Genomic DNA, 15,943 nt, shown 5'->3' with positions numbered 1-15,943 from the left:
TGAAGGGAACCTTTGCCCTTCAGGGTGTGGAAGAGGTCAGTTAAGGAGCTCTCCAGTAAAAAATTTTTAACTTCAATGAATAAAATGATATTGCCCCGTCGGTCTCACGTCCGCAGAGATGCCAGAGGCAGATGAAAATGAAGCAGGAACGGTAAGACGGGGTAAAGCTTCTTTCAAAGAACCATTTTGAAAATACTCATCTTTTAAAAGTTGATGATTTTAGATTGACCTCCTTGATGAAATCAGCAAAGTTGAGAAAAACGTTGCGGATAATCAATTCATGTCTATCGTAATCTATCAGCCCCTCATCACCTTTCAATTCGATGCCCCCGACTTTCATGAGGAATTTTCCCATGATATAGTAAAAACTTCTGGAGTGAGCGAACTTTGCAAGTTTAAGCTGTCTGCGCAACTCCCTCGAGACTTCTTCAGTATTTTTCCTCAGCTGAATTATTGCTTCTTGGCACTCTCTTCCCCCGATCGATGCAGCGCTCTTAGCTATGGGATAGATCCCTCCCCCCGTTAGGGGCTTTTGAAGACCAAACGAATCTCCAATGAAGGTTATTGAAGCTATCCTCTGCCTTGCTGCTGGCGGGCCAAGTCCGATCCATCCGCCATATTTTTCTTCGATCCGAACGTATCTTATTCCGTGGATTCTCATTACAGCTTCAAGAGACTTTTCTGCAAATTTTGGCTTCTCAGTCCCCACTCCCACGAGGACCTTTTCATCTGAAAGAGGGAAGAGCCAGTAAAAGAAACCGGGGGCAATATTAGGTTCAAATCCGACCGTAATGCTCCCAAGGCCGTTTTTCGCTCTTATTACCATATTCAGTCCAAAAATCTTTTTGCTTCTCTTCAGCTCGCTCAAAAGCTTCCCAGAAATGCTCATGCGGACTCCTTCAGCTACCAATATATGATCGAATGTCTTGGAGCTTTCGCCTGCTTTTATTACCCTATTGCCAGATAAAACAGCTCTTTTCCCCAGGTTTATTTTTCCTCCTTTTTCCAGAACAGCTTCTGCAATGCTTCTTTCTAGGCAAGCTCTATCTAAGTGAGCTATTCTGTATTTAGGCCTGAAAAGAATGCTTCCTTTTCCTGGGAAGACGAACTCAATTTCATTGAAAAAAGCATCAGCGCATTTTTTCCCCTCGAACCCCAGCATTTTCAGAGTGCTCTCTGAAACCAGCCCGGTGCAGTGCTTAGGATATCCTATACTGCTGTGCTCTTCAAAGACTTCAGCTTCGCATCCAGAGTTCAATAGCTTTAAAGTGGTGAAGAGGCCGGCTAAACCTCCCCCAATGGTGGCTATTTTTAACGACATTTTTCATAAGGCCTTTAAGCTTCTGTATATAACTACTCTTCGGGACAGCTCATCCAATTCCTTCCAGTCATCGAAATTCAGCCTCCACCCAGAGGCCCCCACGTTCTCTGAAACTTGCTCTGCCGATTTTGCTCCAGGGATCACTATCACATTATCGTAAGAAGAAAGCAGCCAATTCAATGACACCTGACTTGGAGTCTTCGAGTATTTTGCCCCGATCTCCTTGAGCTTCTCCAGAACTGGATAGATTTCTCTGAAGTTCTGCTGCAGGAACACAGGTTCGGCAGACCTAACATCGTTGAACTTCGGCAAGTTATCGGGAGTGTACTTTCCCGTCAGCGCTCCCTTTGCCAGCGGGCTCCACGCAATAAGCGTCATGCCGTAGGCCAGGGTGTATGGAATTATTTCCTTCTCCGCTTCTCTCTCTATCAGATTATATCTCACTTGCTCGCTGACTATCTCCTCTCTGGAAAGGCATTCGTTGGCTTCATCTAGCAGTGATGGTGGAAAATTGCTGACCCCTATGTAATCGATCAGACCCATAGAAACCAGCTTTTCCAAGGCTCTCATATATTCGCATGTAGGAATGTTGTTCCAGACTGGAGGCCAGTGAACCTGCATCAAATCGATGTGATCCCTTCTGAGCCTTCTTAAGCTACCTGTTGTAGCCTTTATGACGTCATGCTCTGCCAGCAGTTCTCCCGGTATTTTAGTTGCGATGAAGACCTCGTCTCTCAGGTTCAGTTCGGTTAGGGCTCTTCCGATGAACTCCTCACTCTTCCCCCAACCATAGGCTATTGCTGTATCAATGAAGTTGACACCATTTGTCACAGCAGCTTCAATTATTTTCTTGGCCACCTCATATTCCAGAATTCCCCATGATTCACTGAACTGCCAAGCTCCTAAACCGACCTCGCTTATTTTTTCATCTGTTATACCAAGTGTACGGTAATTCAAATCCATCATCTCTGAATATGAAAGAAGCCTTCCCTTTCTTATTTTTTTCCTTCGCGACTTTCTGTGCTACGCTTTCCCTGTGTATGCGAAACCTTTTTATCAATATGATTAAAAATTAGTAATAGGTGGAGATAATGGTCTGGAGCAATAGCAAACATCCGCCCAGGGCTCTCACAATTGCGGGTAGCGATTCAGGAGGAGGCGCAGGGATACAGGCCGACCTCAAGACTTTTCTTGCTCACGGCGTGCATGGTATGAGCGCTATAACTAGCATTACAGCCCAAAATACTGCGGAAGTCCGAGGAATTTTCGACATTCCTCCGGAGATGGTTATAAGGCAGATTGAGGCAGTTGCTGAAGATATTGGAGTAGACGCTGCTAAAACCGGCATGCTCAGCAGCAAAGAAATAATTGAGGCGGTCAGTTCGACATTGAAGAAGTACGACTTTCCTCTGGTTGTCGACCCGGTAATGGTGGCAAAGAGCGGAGCCAGACTTCTCAGGGAAGATGCTGTGGAAGCTCTCAAGAAAAGCCTGCTCCCCAGAGCTGATGTTGTCACACCGAATAGAATGGAGGCAGAAGTTCTGGCTGAAATGGAAATAAGAAGCTTTGATGATGCTGAGAAAGCTGCACGGGTTATAAAGAAGGAGTTTTCTCCGAAGGCCGTTGTAATAAAAGGAGGCCATTTGGATTTTGGCAGGGCTGTGGATCTCGCTCTCATTGGTGATGAGTTCCATCAGCTTCCAGGTGAGTGGGTGGAGCAAGGATGCACTCATGGCACTGGTTGCTCTTTCAGCGCAGCCATAGCCGCCAATTTAGCTTGGGGTTACGATATACTGACATCAATAAGGACAGCGAAGGAATTCATAACATTCTCCATACTGAACGGGCTGAGAGTAGGGAGAGGGCACTGTCCAACAAATCCAGCTTCTTGGGTAGAAATCCCCGCAGAAAAATACCGCATACTTTCGGAACTGAGCGAAGCGGCGAAATTGCTCACAGAGAATAGCAATGAAGGTCTGATAGAGCTTTACCCAGAAGTTGGCATAAACCTGGTAAAAAGCCTCCCAGCCTGGTACGCCAGGACGCCTCAAGACGTAGCAGGGTTCCCGGGAAGAATTGTGCTTGCCGGGGGAAAATTGGTGGCTCCATTTCCGCCATCATTTGGTGCCTCTAAACATATGGCAAAGGCAGTCCTCACAATCATGAAATTCGATTCAAGCAAGAGGGCAGGAATGAACATATTGTACATCGACGGTTTGGAGAAGTTGGCCGAAAAATTGGGGCTGAAGACTTCCTATTTTGACAGAAAAGAGGAGCCGCCAGAAATTAAAATGATGGAAGGCGGCACGACTCCCTGGGGAATAGAATCTGCCGTCAGAAGAGCTGGTGGCATCATTCCAGATATCATAATAGATAAGGGGGAGTTTGGCAAAGAGCCTCTGGCCTTTGTATTTGGAACATCTCCAATTGAAGTTGTAAATAAAGTGATAGAAATTTCAAAGCTGATTATCAAATGAGGTAGAACATCTTTTTTCCAAGATAGAGAGATAAGTTTTTTACAATTGTCTGAAAATTAAAAAGTAGGTGCAGAGACTTGAGTTGCCTTAAAATATTCTATCATGGTCATGCAGCCTTCGAGATTAGAACAGATAAGAACTCAATAATAATCGACCCCCATGACGGATACAGCATAGGGCTTAAGCCCATCAATGCCAAAGGCGACCTGATTCTCATTACACATGAGCACTTCGATCACAATGCCAAGGAGCAGGTTAGCAAGGAGGGATCAGTTGTTATTAGCATGTTTGAAGGGGAGAGGGAGATTCTCTTAAATGGAGAGAAAATCCTTGTTAGAGGGAAAAAGCAACCGCATGATCCCGAAGGAGGTAAGAAGAGAGGCTACGTCTCCACTTACTTGATTGAAGTAGAAGGTTATAAGCTGCTGCATGTAGGGGATCTAGGTGTCAAGCCCAAAGAAGACTATTACTCTTGGCTGGGAAGCGACAGAATCGATGTCCTTTTCATACCCGTGGGTGGATATTTCACTGTAGGTCCATCTGAAGCTTGGGAAATAGGTAGGAGAATAAACCCAAGATACTTGGTTCCCATGCATTACTGGAGGAAGGGAATGAATCTCCCCATATCTCCGTTGAGCGATTTCCTGAAGTTCGCCAAAGCCGAAATACTCAGGACAGAGGAACCGTTCAGTCTGTGTGATAAGGGAAAACCGGAGGAGCCGATGAAGGTGCTTCTATTCAAAGATGCTGAAATTTGAATAACCTATAATTTTTTATTCGTTGTCTTTGATTATCCTGATCCTCGGCTTCTTCGTCATGGCTTCCTTCTCCATTTTATTCACATAGAGAATTATAGCCTTCCTAATGATATCGCTCCTGTTTGTACCCGTCTCTTGGGCCAGCAGGTCTATTCTCTCCAAAAGCTCTTCATCGATTTTAAACGTGATTATTTTTAGCGTCATCAGTTGGTCCCTTCATTTAAATCTATTATCTGTTTTTTGATTATTAGCATCTCGGTCGTGGTATTACCATCTTATACTTACAACAAAAAGACTATAAGAGTATCTATTATATATTCATATTTCAGTATTTTTCTTGAAGGGAAAAGACTAATGCCTACAGTACATCTTTCTCTGCCAGATAAGCTCTACGACGAACTGAAAGAAGCAGCTGAGATTTACGGAATTCAGGTTACCGACTTGATTAAAATCTTGATCAAAAATGGAGTTAAAATGGCGAAATCAGGTTCGATTTCATCGGGTGCCGTGGAAACCGAAAAATTCAATGAACTCAATGAAAGGCTGTCCAAGATTGAAAAAGCTATCGAGGACATGAAAAAGCACTATGAACGTCAGGGCAGAATTCATGCCTCCATGATCAAAGCGCTGGAGGAAAGAACGGTTAACTTAGAACTGTCTCTGGAAGAATTGGAGGAAAAGATAGATAGGGAGAAACAGGTAATTAATCCGCAATTAATTGACAATTGGTCTTCTTCCAAGCGAAAGTGATACCTGCGTCTATTTCCCATACACTTTTAGCTGAGTTGTTGGGCTCAAAAGCCCTAAAATTGGTTTGAGCCATCGAAAGGATAAACACATTATTTCTCTATCTCATAGTGATTTTAAACAAATTCGCGAAAAGGTCTTTTAGCAAAGCGAAAAGCAAAAAAGGTCTTTTAATTAAGAAATAATTGTACCGCAAGCCTTGTGTTGAGGCTTCCCCCCGTAGCTCAGCGGTAGAGCGGCCGGCTGTAGTGAGACGGCCCCCCATGGCCTCGCCGATACCGGCAGGTCCCGGGTTCGATGCCCGGCGGGGGGACTTTTTACTGCTTAATCGCCACTATTGGAAAGAAGGTCATTTTTGATGTCTGCTCCGAAGGATGAGACGTTTTCCAACTTCTTGCATTTGTGAGAAAAATTCAGTATCTGAATATTCAGAAATTCCCATCTTCATCTCCTCTCGGAGCATGCTTTCGATATTAGCTAATCAATATTAAGCTTTCTTCTCGAAACAATTTTTGGCTTAGCTTCAAATGAGGTGACATTTTTTGGATAAAAAAGCGATATCTGCCGAATCTCTGTGGAAGATCTACAACAACGGCAGCCAGGTTGCAGCTCTTAAGGACTTTTCAGTGGAAATAGAAAGGAATAAAATAACCACTCTTCTAGGAAGAAATGGTGCCGGAAAAACCACGTTCTTAAGAATTGCAGCAACGCAGCTCCTTCCAACTAAGGGAAAAATAGAAGTGTTGGGGTACGATGCTGTCAGCCAACCTTATGAAGTGCGGGAGAGAATAGCAGTCATACCCCAGGATGCTAAACCGCTTCTTTTTCCTTCTCCAATCGAATATGTAACTTCCGTTCTCGCTATGCGTGGATACTCGTTCAGCGAAGCTAGAAGGCTATCCAAAGAGGTTCTCGAAGAGCTGGACTTTACCGAGGAGCAGATGAATCGGGCCTCTTGGGACCTCAGCGGCGGTTACCAAAGAAGGTTGCTTCTAGCTGTAGTATTGGCAACTGATGCTGAGCTGATTCTGCTCGATGAACCAACAATCGGCCTGGATCCCATTGCTAGGAGGGACCTCTGGGGCAAAATCTCCTTGTTGAAAAAGAAGGATAAGACCATACTTTTGACAACCCATTACATGGACGAAGCAGAAAAGCTGAGCGACAAGGTAATAATCATCCATAATGGGCAGAAAATAGTTGAGGGAGAACCAAAAAAGCTCATCGAAGATTTCAAATGGAAGAGAAAGATCGAGGTCCTAGATGAATGCTGCATGGATTTAATGACCAAATACGGAGATGTCCACGGAAGCATTCCTCCCTACATCATATATTTGAACGATGACTTTGAAAAAGCAGTGAGCGAACTAAACTCGAAGGGTTGCAGAGCAGTTGCGAGCATTACTAACCTGGAAGACGTGTTCTTGAAATCGGTTGGTGAGGAAAAATGGAAGTTAATTGGAGAAGAATATTAGCGCAGATAAGGGCCGCATATGCTCTCGGATGGCTAAACGGAGTTGTGGCAGCCAGAAGAAATCCGCTGTGGTTGATAAGCAATCTCGTTCCTCCAACTTCGTTTCTGATACTCATGAGGCTCTATGCAAGACCTGACATGCTGCTGTTTGCTTTGGTTGGAGGACTGGTAATGACCATTGCTTCAAACGCCATCGGGCTGATGGGAGACACAGTATTTTACAAAAGAGAGGTGAAATTCCAGGATATGATGGTAGCAAGCCCGATGAGACCTGTTTCCTATATGTTCGGACTTATGCTGAGCGGACTGTTCTTCTCAATACCTGGAATAGGGATCTTCATAGTTCTCATGGTATATTACAAAATACTGAATCTTGGCAATCTGCTGATATACCTCTTTGCATCACTGCTTTCCCTACTATCTCTTTCTGGCCTGTCGTTCTCACTTGCGACGTTTGTTAAGGAGCCAAGGTTTGTCTGGCCTCTGTCAGGGATCCTTTCATTTGCTATATCTGTTATACCTCCGGTCTATTATCCATCAACAATTTTGCCGCACTGGGTAGCGGGCATATCAATGTTTATTCCTACGAGCACAGCGGCAGCGCTGTTCCACTACCATTCCGGCCTGATAGATTTGCTTCCTCTCCCAGAAGCGGTTCTTTGGGCAATTCTTATCATCGAGACAATTGCGTTCTTGGAGATATCGATGTACAGAAGCAGGTGGAGAGAGCCGTAAAGAAAGACCGCTGATTTCTGCACCAAATTTAATAATAATGAACTTCTTTTCCGACTTCATTCCAAACTTTTTCGAATTCTGATATGCTTGGCATGCTGCTTCCCCCTTTTTTTCCTATTTTTATTGAAGCGTAGACGGAAGCCTTGGCCAGAGATTTTGCGATGTCTTTGCTCTCAAGATAGCTTACAAGAAATGATGCAGCGAAAGCATCTCCGGCTCCAAGCGAATCTACCAGTGGAAAGTATTTCGCAACTTCAACTTCTGAAACCTTCTTCCCTCTATGAAAAGCTGCGGCCCCCCTCTTTTTCTTGAGGATTATCACCCCTGCAGAGCTTTCACTCAATCTCTCCGCCGTATCTTCCGGGTTGCCGCCACCTCCAAGCTTCTTCGCCTCTCTCTCGCTGAGGAATGCAAGGTCAACCAATTTCAATATTTCCAGTATTTGAGCTGAATCTTCTCCTGCCGTGATCCTCCCAACGTCCCACGAATAGCTTTTTGCACATCCTTCTTCCGCTAAAGCTCTGAGAGATTTCCCAGCAGCTTTGGGAGTCAATGAAGTAATGTGAATATGCTCAGCCCGCCTCAATTTCTCCAGCCTCGCTTCATCAAGGTTCAGTGGTTCAGCGACATTCAGTCTGCTTATTAAGCTGACTTCGCCGGACTTGCTTCTGATGACGATGCAATATCCTGAATGTCCATCTACTATCTTCAATCCGTCTGTGCTCAGCCCATTTCTTCTGACAAAATTGAGAAGGAAGGATCCCCTCTTATCGCGGCCAACGTTGGCAACTAGCAGCGGTTCATGGTTCAGCCTCTTTATCCCTACTGCTGTATTGAGAGCAGAGCCGCCTGGAAAGCGGTAGCTGCTTATGATCCTCGACTCATCGTCAGCAGCCGGCAATCTCTCAACAACATATTCGTAATCAACGAGCGCATGGCCTATAACTCCTATTTTCATTTCTTTGAACCTCTGACCGCTCTCATGAACTCTTCGGCTCTCCTCATTTCGACCGGGTTTCCGGCTCTGCCGTCTCTCTTCAGATAGGAGCCAACTATTATGCCATCCGCATTCTCCAGCAGGTCATTAACGTTCTGGGGAGTAGTCCCGCTTCCAACATATACGGGGACGCTAGAGAATTTCTTAATGAGAATCAGCAAATCCTTCTCTGGAGGCTCACCAGTTCTCGGACCTGTTACAATTACAGCATCAGCTCCTCCTCTCTCTACTGTATCGAGAATCACATCCTTCACGACTTCTTCGAGATCGATTTTTCTGTCGATTCCTTGATACCTCAATGCCAGGTAATACATGCTCCCGGCATGCTTCACAAGGACGTCAGCCATGACCTTTACTGCTGGATAGTTGCTTCTCAGATCCCTGAGCCTAGCAGCTTCTGGTTCTATGATTCCACTATCAGAGATTATCGTTTCACTGAGCGCATTTACTCTTATGAAGCTTGCTCCTCCTGCTACGGCTATGGAATATGCTTCGAAGCCGGAATTTCTCAGCAAATTTACTCCGACTTTCAGGCCAGTTCCTCTCACGACCTCTCTAACTGCCACAGCAAAAGTGGAAATTGTGAGAGGATCATTGACGATTTTCAGGTAAGGCGTATCCCCATAGTTTTCCAGAATTGCACCATCGAATCCTGCTTCTTCCAGAATTTTAGCTTCGTTTAACGCGAACTCGGCTATGTCATTGGGAGAATTCGGAGCCCTGGAATGAGATGAAGGGAGCCTCGGAAGATGCACTACTCCAATGAATCTCGGAAGATCGTTCATTTTTAACTCTCCTACTTCCTGCAGAAAGAACCTTTAAGTTAAAATGATTTTCCGAGAACTCGGCGGCATTAATGAGCGCCGCGGCCGGGATTTGAACCCGGGTCACGGGCTCGACAGGCCCGCATACTAGGCCAGGCTATACTACCGCGGCATCAAGCAACTTTTAACGTATGTATGGGTTATAAGCTTTATGCCAGTTGTAGAAGAAATAAGCTGGCATCTCTTCCTTCTTTCTATGAATAGATTTTTAGCTTCGCTGTTGAGCATCCGACCTCCCGCTTGTTTTCAATGATACCGCCAGTCTGGCAAGCAAGAAAACGATAATCAAGAGTGTTATAGTTAGAAGGCTCCATTTGAGTTCGTACATTGACAAGTTGAGGGCTGAAATTCCTATCAAGAAGAAAGCAGAAATTGCGAGAGCTGTACCAAAGGGAGCCCTGAAATCAGCAAGCCTGTCGCCTTTCTTCAACTTGAAAACGATATACGATGTTATATTTATTAAGTAGGGGAGATCTGTTCCCACTACAAGGCCAATTACAAAAAGCTGGAAGAAGTACTGAGGAAATGTCGATAGGAACAAAGATGGAATAACGGAAACCAATGCCGAAAATGGATAGCTCCCTCCCAGCTTCTTATCTAGAGCTGCTATCTTGGCAGGAAGCACTCCGTATTGCGAAGACGCGGAAATTGATGCGCCCAAGCTCATTATTCCAACTAATATAGTTGTGGATATCGCAAGAAAGACCGCCAATGAGAAGATAACTTTGAGATAGATGCTTCCCCCGATTATATCGAGAGCGTATGAAAAGGGTGAAAGCTGCGCCTGAGGAGAAGCGAGAAAGTTGCTGTAAGGTATCACAGCATGAATAGATAAAACCAGTAGCGTATACACTCCGGCAGTGAAAGCTATTGAAGCAGCGACAGCTTTTGGAACGGTTTTGCCGGGGTTCTCTATTTCATTGTATAGGCTCGGTATTCCAACCCAAGCTCCGTAGGCCCCGATTATTATTCCTATCGATGATAGAAACGTCTTCATATTAATGCCAACAGATGGAAATGCATTAGAGAGGCTGCCCCTCGATAAGGCTGTCGCCGAATATACCAAAGAGAATGCTAGAAGAATCAAAGTGAGGAAGAAATTGGTTCTGCTGCTTCTCTTGAAGCCGGAAATCGATATGGCATACAAAGAGATTATCAAAATTGGAGGGAGGATCGAGGAAATGCTAGAAAGCATTGGAAAAGCATATGCGAGGTACTGCGGAGCTGTAATCGCCCCAATCACTATAGCGATAGTCCATCCAACATAGAAGCCTGCGTTAGCTATGAAGGATAGAAGGTCAGAAATCAGGGTTTTTCCTAGTACCAGCCTTATGTAGAGAACGGGACCTCCATCAACTTTGTAGGCGCTGGAAAGCTCAGAATAGATCATTCCAACAGTTAGCATGAGAAGCCCGGTCAGAGGCCAAGCAATGATATCCCAGCCATCTATCATTTTCCCTGTGGTACCCGGGAAAACAAAGATAGCTAGACCGAACATGCCTCCAATTCCTATCATCAGAGCTTCGGTGAAGGTTATCTTCTTCATTCGGGCACTCCCGATCGTGCTCTGGCTTATTTTATAATAAAAAAGTATCTACTCAAAAAATAGTAAATATCACGCAGGGAAAAACGATACGCTCTATACAGGTAAAAATCTATTTAAACATACTCCTACCTGATCGTTTTTAGGTAGGATCCGATGAAATTTTACACGAAAAAGGGGGATGCGGGAAACACATTTTGCCTGAAATACTTCGACTATATACCTAAAAACCACCCATTCATAGAGTTTGTAGGAAGTTTGGATGAAACAGAATCAGCTCTCGGCCTAGCATCAGCTCTTCTTCCAAATGAGCTTGAAAAAATTAAAAATCAGCTCGATTGGATTCAAAACCTGCTGTTCAGAGTTGGCTTTACGGTTTCAGGTAAAAACTGCGTTAATGAAGGAGATCTGCATAGGCTTGAAAGCATAGCCGATGAATATTCGCACTTTGTAGGAAACATCTTTACTCTCAATGGAGGTCACCCAGCAGCTGCCGCAGTAAGCTTAGCCAGGTCTCTTGTGAGAAGAGCCGAAAGAAGGTTAATTGATTTGAAGGAAAGGAAAGAGCCTATAGGAGAAGAGAAGCTTGTTCTTTCGATCCTCAACAGGATGAGCAGCACCCTCTATGCCATTCAATTGGCCATAAACAAGTTGATGAACTATGAGACAAGAGCTGTCAGGTGCTCGAGCGAATAGCTTAGCAGGTGAAGCTACGGAATTGGAAGGAAAAAATACAACCTGCAAAGGATACTACCTTTTTATCTTCTTACTCACCGAATTGGTCAGGATCGAAGTAGGAAAATTGGGAATTATTTCCTTTGAAGGAGGGTGCTATGCCTATCTAGGTTCTTCATTTCTCAAGAAGGGGGTAGCGCAGAGAGTATCACGGCACCTCAATAGAAGCAAGAGCAGAAAAAGATGGCACATCGATTATCTCACATCTCTTCCAACCGTCAAACCGATCAAAATAATTTGGGAGTGTTGCGACGTCAGAGGTAAAGAGCCTGTGATATCTGAGTGCCTGGTTCGCCTTGGAGTGCCGGTGATCGAAAATTTCGGTTCGACTGACGTGAGGTCTAGGGGGCATCTTTTCTATCTAGGAAAGAAATGCGTGGCAGAGGTCGAGCAGAAAATTTCCTTCTGCCTCAAGACAGGTTGCAGCTAGAGTGAAGATACTGCTATAATGCCGGAGGAAAGGAGGCAGTTTTTAAAATTTAATACTGAGCTCATTCAATATATTATTTTGGTGCATAAAAATGTCATCCGTTATAAAAAAAGTGAAGACTGGCATTCCCGGGTTCGATGAGCTGCTTTACGGCGGGATCCCTGATAAAAACGTCGTGCTGATAACAGGAGGTCCTGGAACCGGAAAAACCATATTTTCCCAGCAATACCTTTACTACGGCCTTACGATTGGAGAGCCAGGCGTTCTCGTTACATTGGAGGAGCATCCAGTTCAGGTCAGAAGAGCCATGCTGTCATTCGGCTGGGATGTGAGGAAATATGAGGATGAGGGAAAGTTCGCTCTCGTTGACGCATTCACTTCAGGGATCGGAGAAGCAGCTAAGAGGGAGAGATATGTAGTAAAATCCGTAGACGATGTTGGTGAGCTCGTTGATGTGCTGCGCACGGCCATAAAAGACGTGAACGCGAAGAGAGTGATCATTGACTCAGTATCCACACTATATCTCTCAAAACCGGCGATCGCTCGAAGCACACTGCTTCTCATAAAAAGGGTTCTCGCTGGAACAGGCACTACCAGCTTGCTCGTCTCCCAGGTCAGCGTTACAGAGAGAGGATTCGGCGGGCCCGGCGTAGAGCACGCGGTTGACGGGATCGTCAGATTGGACCTCGATGAAATAGAAGGACAGCTTTACAGATCGCTTATAATATGGAAAATGAGAGGAACTGCTCACGACATGCGCAGACATCCCATGGAGATAACGGATAAGGGAATAATAGTACACCACAATAAGCTGTTTAAGGTATCGAGGAGATCGGAGGGCCAGGAAGCATCATTCGGAGAAGACAGCTTCTAGTTTTTCTTTCAGGAAAAACAAATAAGAGCGCTCGTTTTTATAAACAAGCTACACCAAAAAGCTCGAAGGTATACAGATATGATTATAGAGGAACTGACCCCATCTTCCGAATACTTATATATAAAGGGTATTGCTTCGCTGAAAAAAGCCCTCGCTTCAGCATTTCCTGATGCTCAAATCGATAGAGAGTTCTTGATTACGGAACCTCCTGAAAGCATCGACGCTGACCTTTCATACCCACTGTTCAGAGAAAAATCCAAGGAAAAAAAGTACGAGGAATTCGCTGAAGAAGTCAAGAGCATTTTAAGTAATGAATTGAAAATTGAAACAGAAGCCTCGATAGCTTCAGGCTATCTCAACATAAAGTTCAACAGACCTATGTACATAAGAGAATTCTTGAACGAATATATGAAATTTAGTTCGTCTTACGGCAGGCACGGAAAAAAATTGAAGATTCTGGTGGAGCACACAAGCGCTAATCCAGTTCACCCTCTTCACCTCGGACACGGCAGGAACAGCTGCCTCGGGGATACTCTCGCAAGGCTCTTGAGGTTCTATGGAACTGATGTTGAGACCAGATTCTATATTGACGATGTTGGAAGGCAGGTAGCGGTTTTAATCTACGGTCTCTCGAGCTTAATTGAGGATAACATGGAGAGAATCGAAGAGCTATCAAAGGGGATAAAAATCGATCACTGGATTGGAAAAGTCTATGCGATGACCAATCTGTTGATAGAGCTGAATGCCGTGAAAAAAGAGCTCAAGGCAGCCGACGATGAAAAGTACAGAGAGCTGTTGGCAAGGCAGGACGAGATTCTCAGTGAGCTGATTAGATTGAGGGAAGAAGCGCAGGAAATCTTCGATATCCTTTCAAGCAAGATACTTTCGGACGAAGATCCCGAATCAAAGATTGCTAAAATCTCCCTCGAGTATGAAAGAGGAGACAGAGCGGTTGTGGAAAAATATCGCGCTATAGTGGAGAAGGTCCTTGAAGGGTTCAAGCAGACTCTTTCGAAGATGAACATATCATTTGACAAGTGGGATTGGGAGAGCGATTTGATATGGGACGGATCTGTAGATGAAATCCTGAAAAAAGCTAGAAATTCTAGCTTATTTTCCCTGGCAAAGGGTTCAGAGGGGCTTGACTTCTCCCCTATATTGACAGATGATATAAGAAACCTTCTCAAGATTCCAAGAGAAATGGAAATCCCACCGCTGGTCCTCAAGAGGAGCGACGGGACAACTCTCTACACGACGAGGGATATAGCGTATTCAATAAAGAAGTTCAGGGAATCAAAAGCGGACTATGTAATAAACGTTGTTGGGAAAGAACAGATGCTACCGCAGGCTCAAATAAGGCTTGCCCTTTATGCGCTCGGTTATCAAGATTATGCGAGAAGGCTCATCCACTACTCTTATGAAATGGTCAACCTTCAGGGATTCAAAATGAGCGGGAGGAGGGGGAGATATGTGACGCTGGATGAACTCCTTCAGAGGGCTGAAGAAATAGCTTCACTTGAGCTGAAGAAAAGAAACAGGGAGATGAGCGAAGAGGAGGCGAAGAAGATTTCGATGATGGTTGGAAGGGGAGCTATAAGGCACTTCATGGTAAGCATTTCTGCTGATAAGCCAATGACAATCAGGCTGGAGGATATGATAAACTTCGAGAAAAACTCCGGACCATATCTGCAGTACACATATGCCCGTGCCAGCAGCCTTTTACGCAGGGCAGGAAAATTTGAGGTGAGCAGCGGAGCAAATTGTCAGGAAATCGAACTGCTCACATGGAAATTGGTCAGGAAAGCGTCTGCCTTCCCCTACATTATTTACAAATCATCGAAAGAGCTGAAGCCAGAGCTCTTGGTATCTTACTTGGGAGAGCTGTCCCAACTATTCAACAAATGGTACGATTCTGTTCCTGTGCTCGGAGACGAAGAAAAGAGCTGTCAGGACATGAAACTGAACATTGTATCTGCTGTCAGGACGGTGCTTCTCAACTCCCTCAACATACTCGGTATAGAAGCCCCAGAGAGAATATAGCTTCATGAGAGGATAATTAATAAATCCCACCATTTCGATAAGAAAGATTCAGGTGCGATAATTGGTTCTGCATTTAGCAGATAGAAGACCTGTAATAGCCGAATATAACGAAAGCCTTCTGAGCGTTCTTAGGGAAATGCTGAGGAGAAACAGATATCACGCCATACTCACTGATGAGGCAGGCAGCTTGTGGGGCGTGCTGAGCATTAGGGATGCCGCAAAGGCCATATTCATAGAAGGGGAGGAAGGAATCGAACTCATTGAGCTTGGCTCTCTCGGAAAAGTTCTTGAAAGCCCCGCGAAAATTTACTCCAGCACTCCCCCGATTTTCATAACACCGGAGTTTTCATTGAAAGAGGCAGTGAAGATTATGATGGAGAGGAACATAGGCTTTCTGCCAATTGTCGGTGCTAACGGCGAAATTCTGGGGGCAATTGAAGAGAAGAATCTGGCAAGGGCAGTTCACAGCATGACCCCTACCAGCGTCTGCGAGCTTGCTACCTGGGATGTCATATCAATCGAATCAGATGAAGAGATTATAGCAGCAGTCGGAATAATGCTTTCCTACGGGATAAAGCACATTTTGGTTACGGAGGACAGTTCAATCTACGGAGTAGCTTCCCTTTTGAAAGCTCTTTACCACATTACATCGGAAAAATCCATCAGAGAGATCCTGAGAGGAAGCCGTGGTCCAATTGAAGATAAGGTGAAAGTCATATCCGAAAATCCGTGGATTTTGGACTGCAGCTACAACGTCGGTGAAGCTGCATCGTTGTTGGCAGCTGAGAGAATGGGAGCACTTCTCATTAAAGACCAAAATGGGAAAAATGGCCTGCTGACCGACAGAGACCTGCTCAAGTTCCTGAACAGAGAACTGGAGAATGAGTAATCTCCCCCTCCATCAAACAGCAGGGAGCTTTTTTGGCTAGCACACTCCATGCAAGATAGCCAGAAAGCTGTCAATTTCTCTCGCTCTCAACAATCTTTC

At 44.8% G+C, this 15,943-nt stretch carries 16 protein-coding genes and 2 tRNA genes; 11 read left to right on the top strand and 7 right to left on the bottom strand.

From position 1 onward, the window contains the following. Window positions 1-196: 196 nt before the first annotated feature. A complete protein-coding gene (locus tag ACLGLO_RS07640; protein WP_492128294.1) occupies window positions 197-868 on the bottom strand; it encodes a hypothetical protein in 672 nt (223 codons plus the stop codon). A 456-nt stretch (window positions 869-1,324) separates the two neighbouring features. Beyond that, complete coding sequence (locus tag ACLGLO_RS07635; RefSeq protein WP_492128293.1) at window positions 1,325-2,278, bottom strand: aldo/keto reductase; 954 nt, start codon at window positions 2,276-2,278, stop codon at window positions 1,325-1,327. Window positions 2,279-2,412: 134 nt separating this feature from the next. Between ACLGLO_RS07635 and ACLGLO_RS07630 the strand changes: the two genes are divergently transcribed. After that, on the top strand, window positions 2,413-3,798 hold the full coding sequence (locus ACLGLO_RS07630) for a bifunctional hydroxymethylpyrimidine kinase/phosphomethylpyrimidine kinase (protein ID WP_492128292.1): 1,386 nt from the start codon (window positions 2,413-2,415) through the stop codon (window positions 3,796-3,798). A gap of 92 nt (window positions 3,799-3,890) precedes the next feature. Next, the gene (locus ACLGLO_RS07625; RefSeq protein WP_492129173.1) at window positions 3,891-4,556 is read left to right on the top strand and encodes an MBL fold metallo-hydrolase; all 666 of its coding nucleotides are present in this window, start codon (window positions 3,891-3,893) and stop codon (window positions 4,554-4,556) included. 15 nt (window positions 4,557-4,571) lie between these two features. On the opposite strand, the gene ccr1 is transcribed toward ACLGLO_RS07625, so the two are convergent. Continuing rightward, window positions 4,572-4,760, bottom strand: coding sequence for an aCcr1 family cell cycle regulator (ccr1, locus tag ACLGLO_RS07620; protein WP_492128291.1), 189 nt, complete (start codon window positions 4,758-4,760; stop codon window positions 4,572-4,574). Between the two features lie 150 nt (window positions 4,761-4,910). On the opposite strand from ccr1, the gene ACLGLO_RS07615 reads away from it, so the two are divergent. The 4 genes from ACLGLO_RS07615 to ACLGLO_RS07600 all read left to right on the top strand — a co-directional run bounded on the left by ACLGLO_RS07615 (window position 4,911) and on the right by ACLGLO_RS07600 (window position 7,512). Beyond that, window positions 4,911-5,306 (top strand): hypothetical protein, encoded by a 396-nt coding sequence (locus ACLGLO_RS07615; RefSeq protein ID WP_492128290.1) that lies wholly within the window; start codon window positions 4,911-4,913, stop codon window positions 5,304-5,306. 210 nt (window positions 5,307-5,516) lie between these two features. Then, window positions 5,517-5,616: transfer RNA gene (locus ACLGLO_RS07610), tRNA-Tyr, on the top strand. Between the two features lie 229 nt (window positions 5,617-5,845). Further along, window positions 5,846-6,778 (top strand): ABC transporter ATP-binding protein, encoded by a 933-nt coding sequence (locus tag ACLGLO_RS07605; RefSeq protein WP_492128289.1) that lies wholly within the window; start codon window positions 5,846-5,848, stop codon window positions 6,776-6,778. Continuing rightward, window positions 6,751-7,512, top strand: a complete 762-nt coding sequence (locus ACLGLO_RS07600; protein WP_492128288.1) for a hypothetical protein — start codon at window positions 6,751-6,753, stop codon at window positions 7,510-7,512. The genes ACLGLO_RS07605 and ACLGLO_RS07600 overlap by 28 nt, the downstream gene beginning before the upstream one ends. Window positions 7,513-7,540: 28 nt before the next feature. Here the strand turns inward: ACLGLO_RS07600 and ACLGLO_RS07595 are convergent, their stop codons facing one another. The 4 genes from ACLGLO_RS07595 to ACLGLO_RS07580 all read right to left on the bottom strand — a co-directional run bounded on the left by ACLGLO_RS07595 (window position 7,541) and on the right by ACLGLO_RS07580 (window position 10,879). Further along, complete coding sequence (locus ACLGLO_RS07595; protein ID WP_492128287.1) at window positions 7,541-8,470, bottom strand: carbohydrate kinase family protein; 930 nt, start codon at window positions 8,468-8,470, stop codon at window positions 7,541-7,543. After that, the gene (locus ACLGLO_RS07590) at window positions 8,467-9,294 is read right to left on the bottom strand and encodes a BtpA/SgcQ family protein (RefSeq protein ID WP_492128286.1); all 828 of its coding nucleotides are present in this window, start codon (window positions 9,292-9,294) and stop codon (window positions 8,467-8,469) included. Before ACLGLO_RS07590 ends, ACLGLO_RS07595 begins: the two co-directional genes overlap by 4 nt. Window positions 9,295-9,370: 76 nt before the next feature. Continuing rightward, window positions 9,371-9,445: transfer RNA gene (locus ACLGLO_RS07585), tRNA-Asp, on the bottom strand. Window positions 9,446-9,541: 96 nt separating this feature from the next. Further along, window positions 9,542-10,879 carry an APC family permease gene (locus ACLGLO_RS07580; RefSeq protein WP_492128285.1) on the bottom strand — a complete coding sequence of 446 codons (1,338 nt, stop codon included), beginning with the start codon at window positions 10,877-10,879 and terminating at the stop codon, window positions 9,542-9,544. 153 nt (window positions 10,880-11,032) lie between these two features. On the opposite strand from ACLGLO_RS07580, the gene ACLGLO_RS07575 reads away from it, so the two are divergent. The 5 genes from ACLGLO_RS07575 to ACLGLO_RS07555 all read left to right on the top strand — a co-directional run bounded on the left by ACLGLO_RS07575 (window position 11,033) and on the right by ACLGLO_RS07555 (window position 15,844). Next, window positions 11,033-11,572 carry a cob(I)yrinic acid a,c-diamide adenosyltransferase gene (locus ACLGLO_RS07575; protein WP_492128284.1) on the top strand — a complete coding sequence of 180 codons (540 nt, stop codon included), beginning with the start codon at window positions 11,033-11,035 and terminating at the stop codon, window positions 11,570-11,572. After that, complete coding sequence (locus ACLGLO_RS07570; protein ID WP_492128283.1) at window positions 11,538-12,041, top strand: GIY-YIG nuclease family protein; 504 nt, start codon at window positions 11,538-11,540, stop codon at window positions 12,039-12,041. The genes ACLGLO_RS07575 and ACLGLO_RS07570 overlap by 35 nt, the downstream gene beginning before the upstream one ends. Before the next feature lie 91 nt (window positions 12,042-12,132). Beyond that, window positions 12,133-12,915 carry a KaiC domain-containing protein gene (locus ACLGLO_RS07565; RefSeq protein WP_492128282.1) on the top strand — a complete coding sequence of 261 codons (783 nt, stop codon included), beginning with the start codon at window positions 12,133-12,135 and terminating at the stop codon, window positions 12,913-12,915. Window positions 12,916-12,993: 78 nt separating this feature from the next. Beyond that, window positions 12,994-14,955 carry an arginine--tRNA ligase gene (locus ACLGLO_RS07560; protein WP_492128281.1) on the top strand — a complete coding sequence of 654 codons (1,962 nt, stop codon included), beginning with the start codon at window positions 12,994-12,996 and terminating at the stop codon, window positions 14,953-14,955. A gap of 61 nt (window positions 14,956-15,016) precedes the next feature. After that, the gene (locus tag ACLGLO_RS07555) at window positions 15,017-15,844 is read left to right on the top strand and encodes a CBS domain-containing protein (RefSeq protein WP_492128280.1); all 828 of its coding nucleotides are present in this window, start codon (window positions 15,017-15,019) and stop codon (window positions 15,842-15,844) included. Window positions 15,845-15,943 lie beyond the last annotated feature (99 nt).

Source organism: Fervidicoccus sp. SLHALR4 (assembly GCF_058692745.1).
Note: the sequence above shows the minus strand (reverse complement) of the source record. Positions and strands in the feature narration are given on the sequence as shown.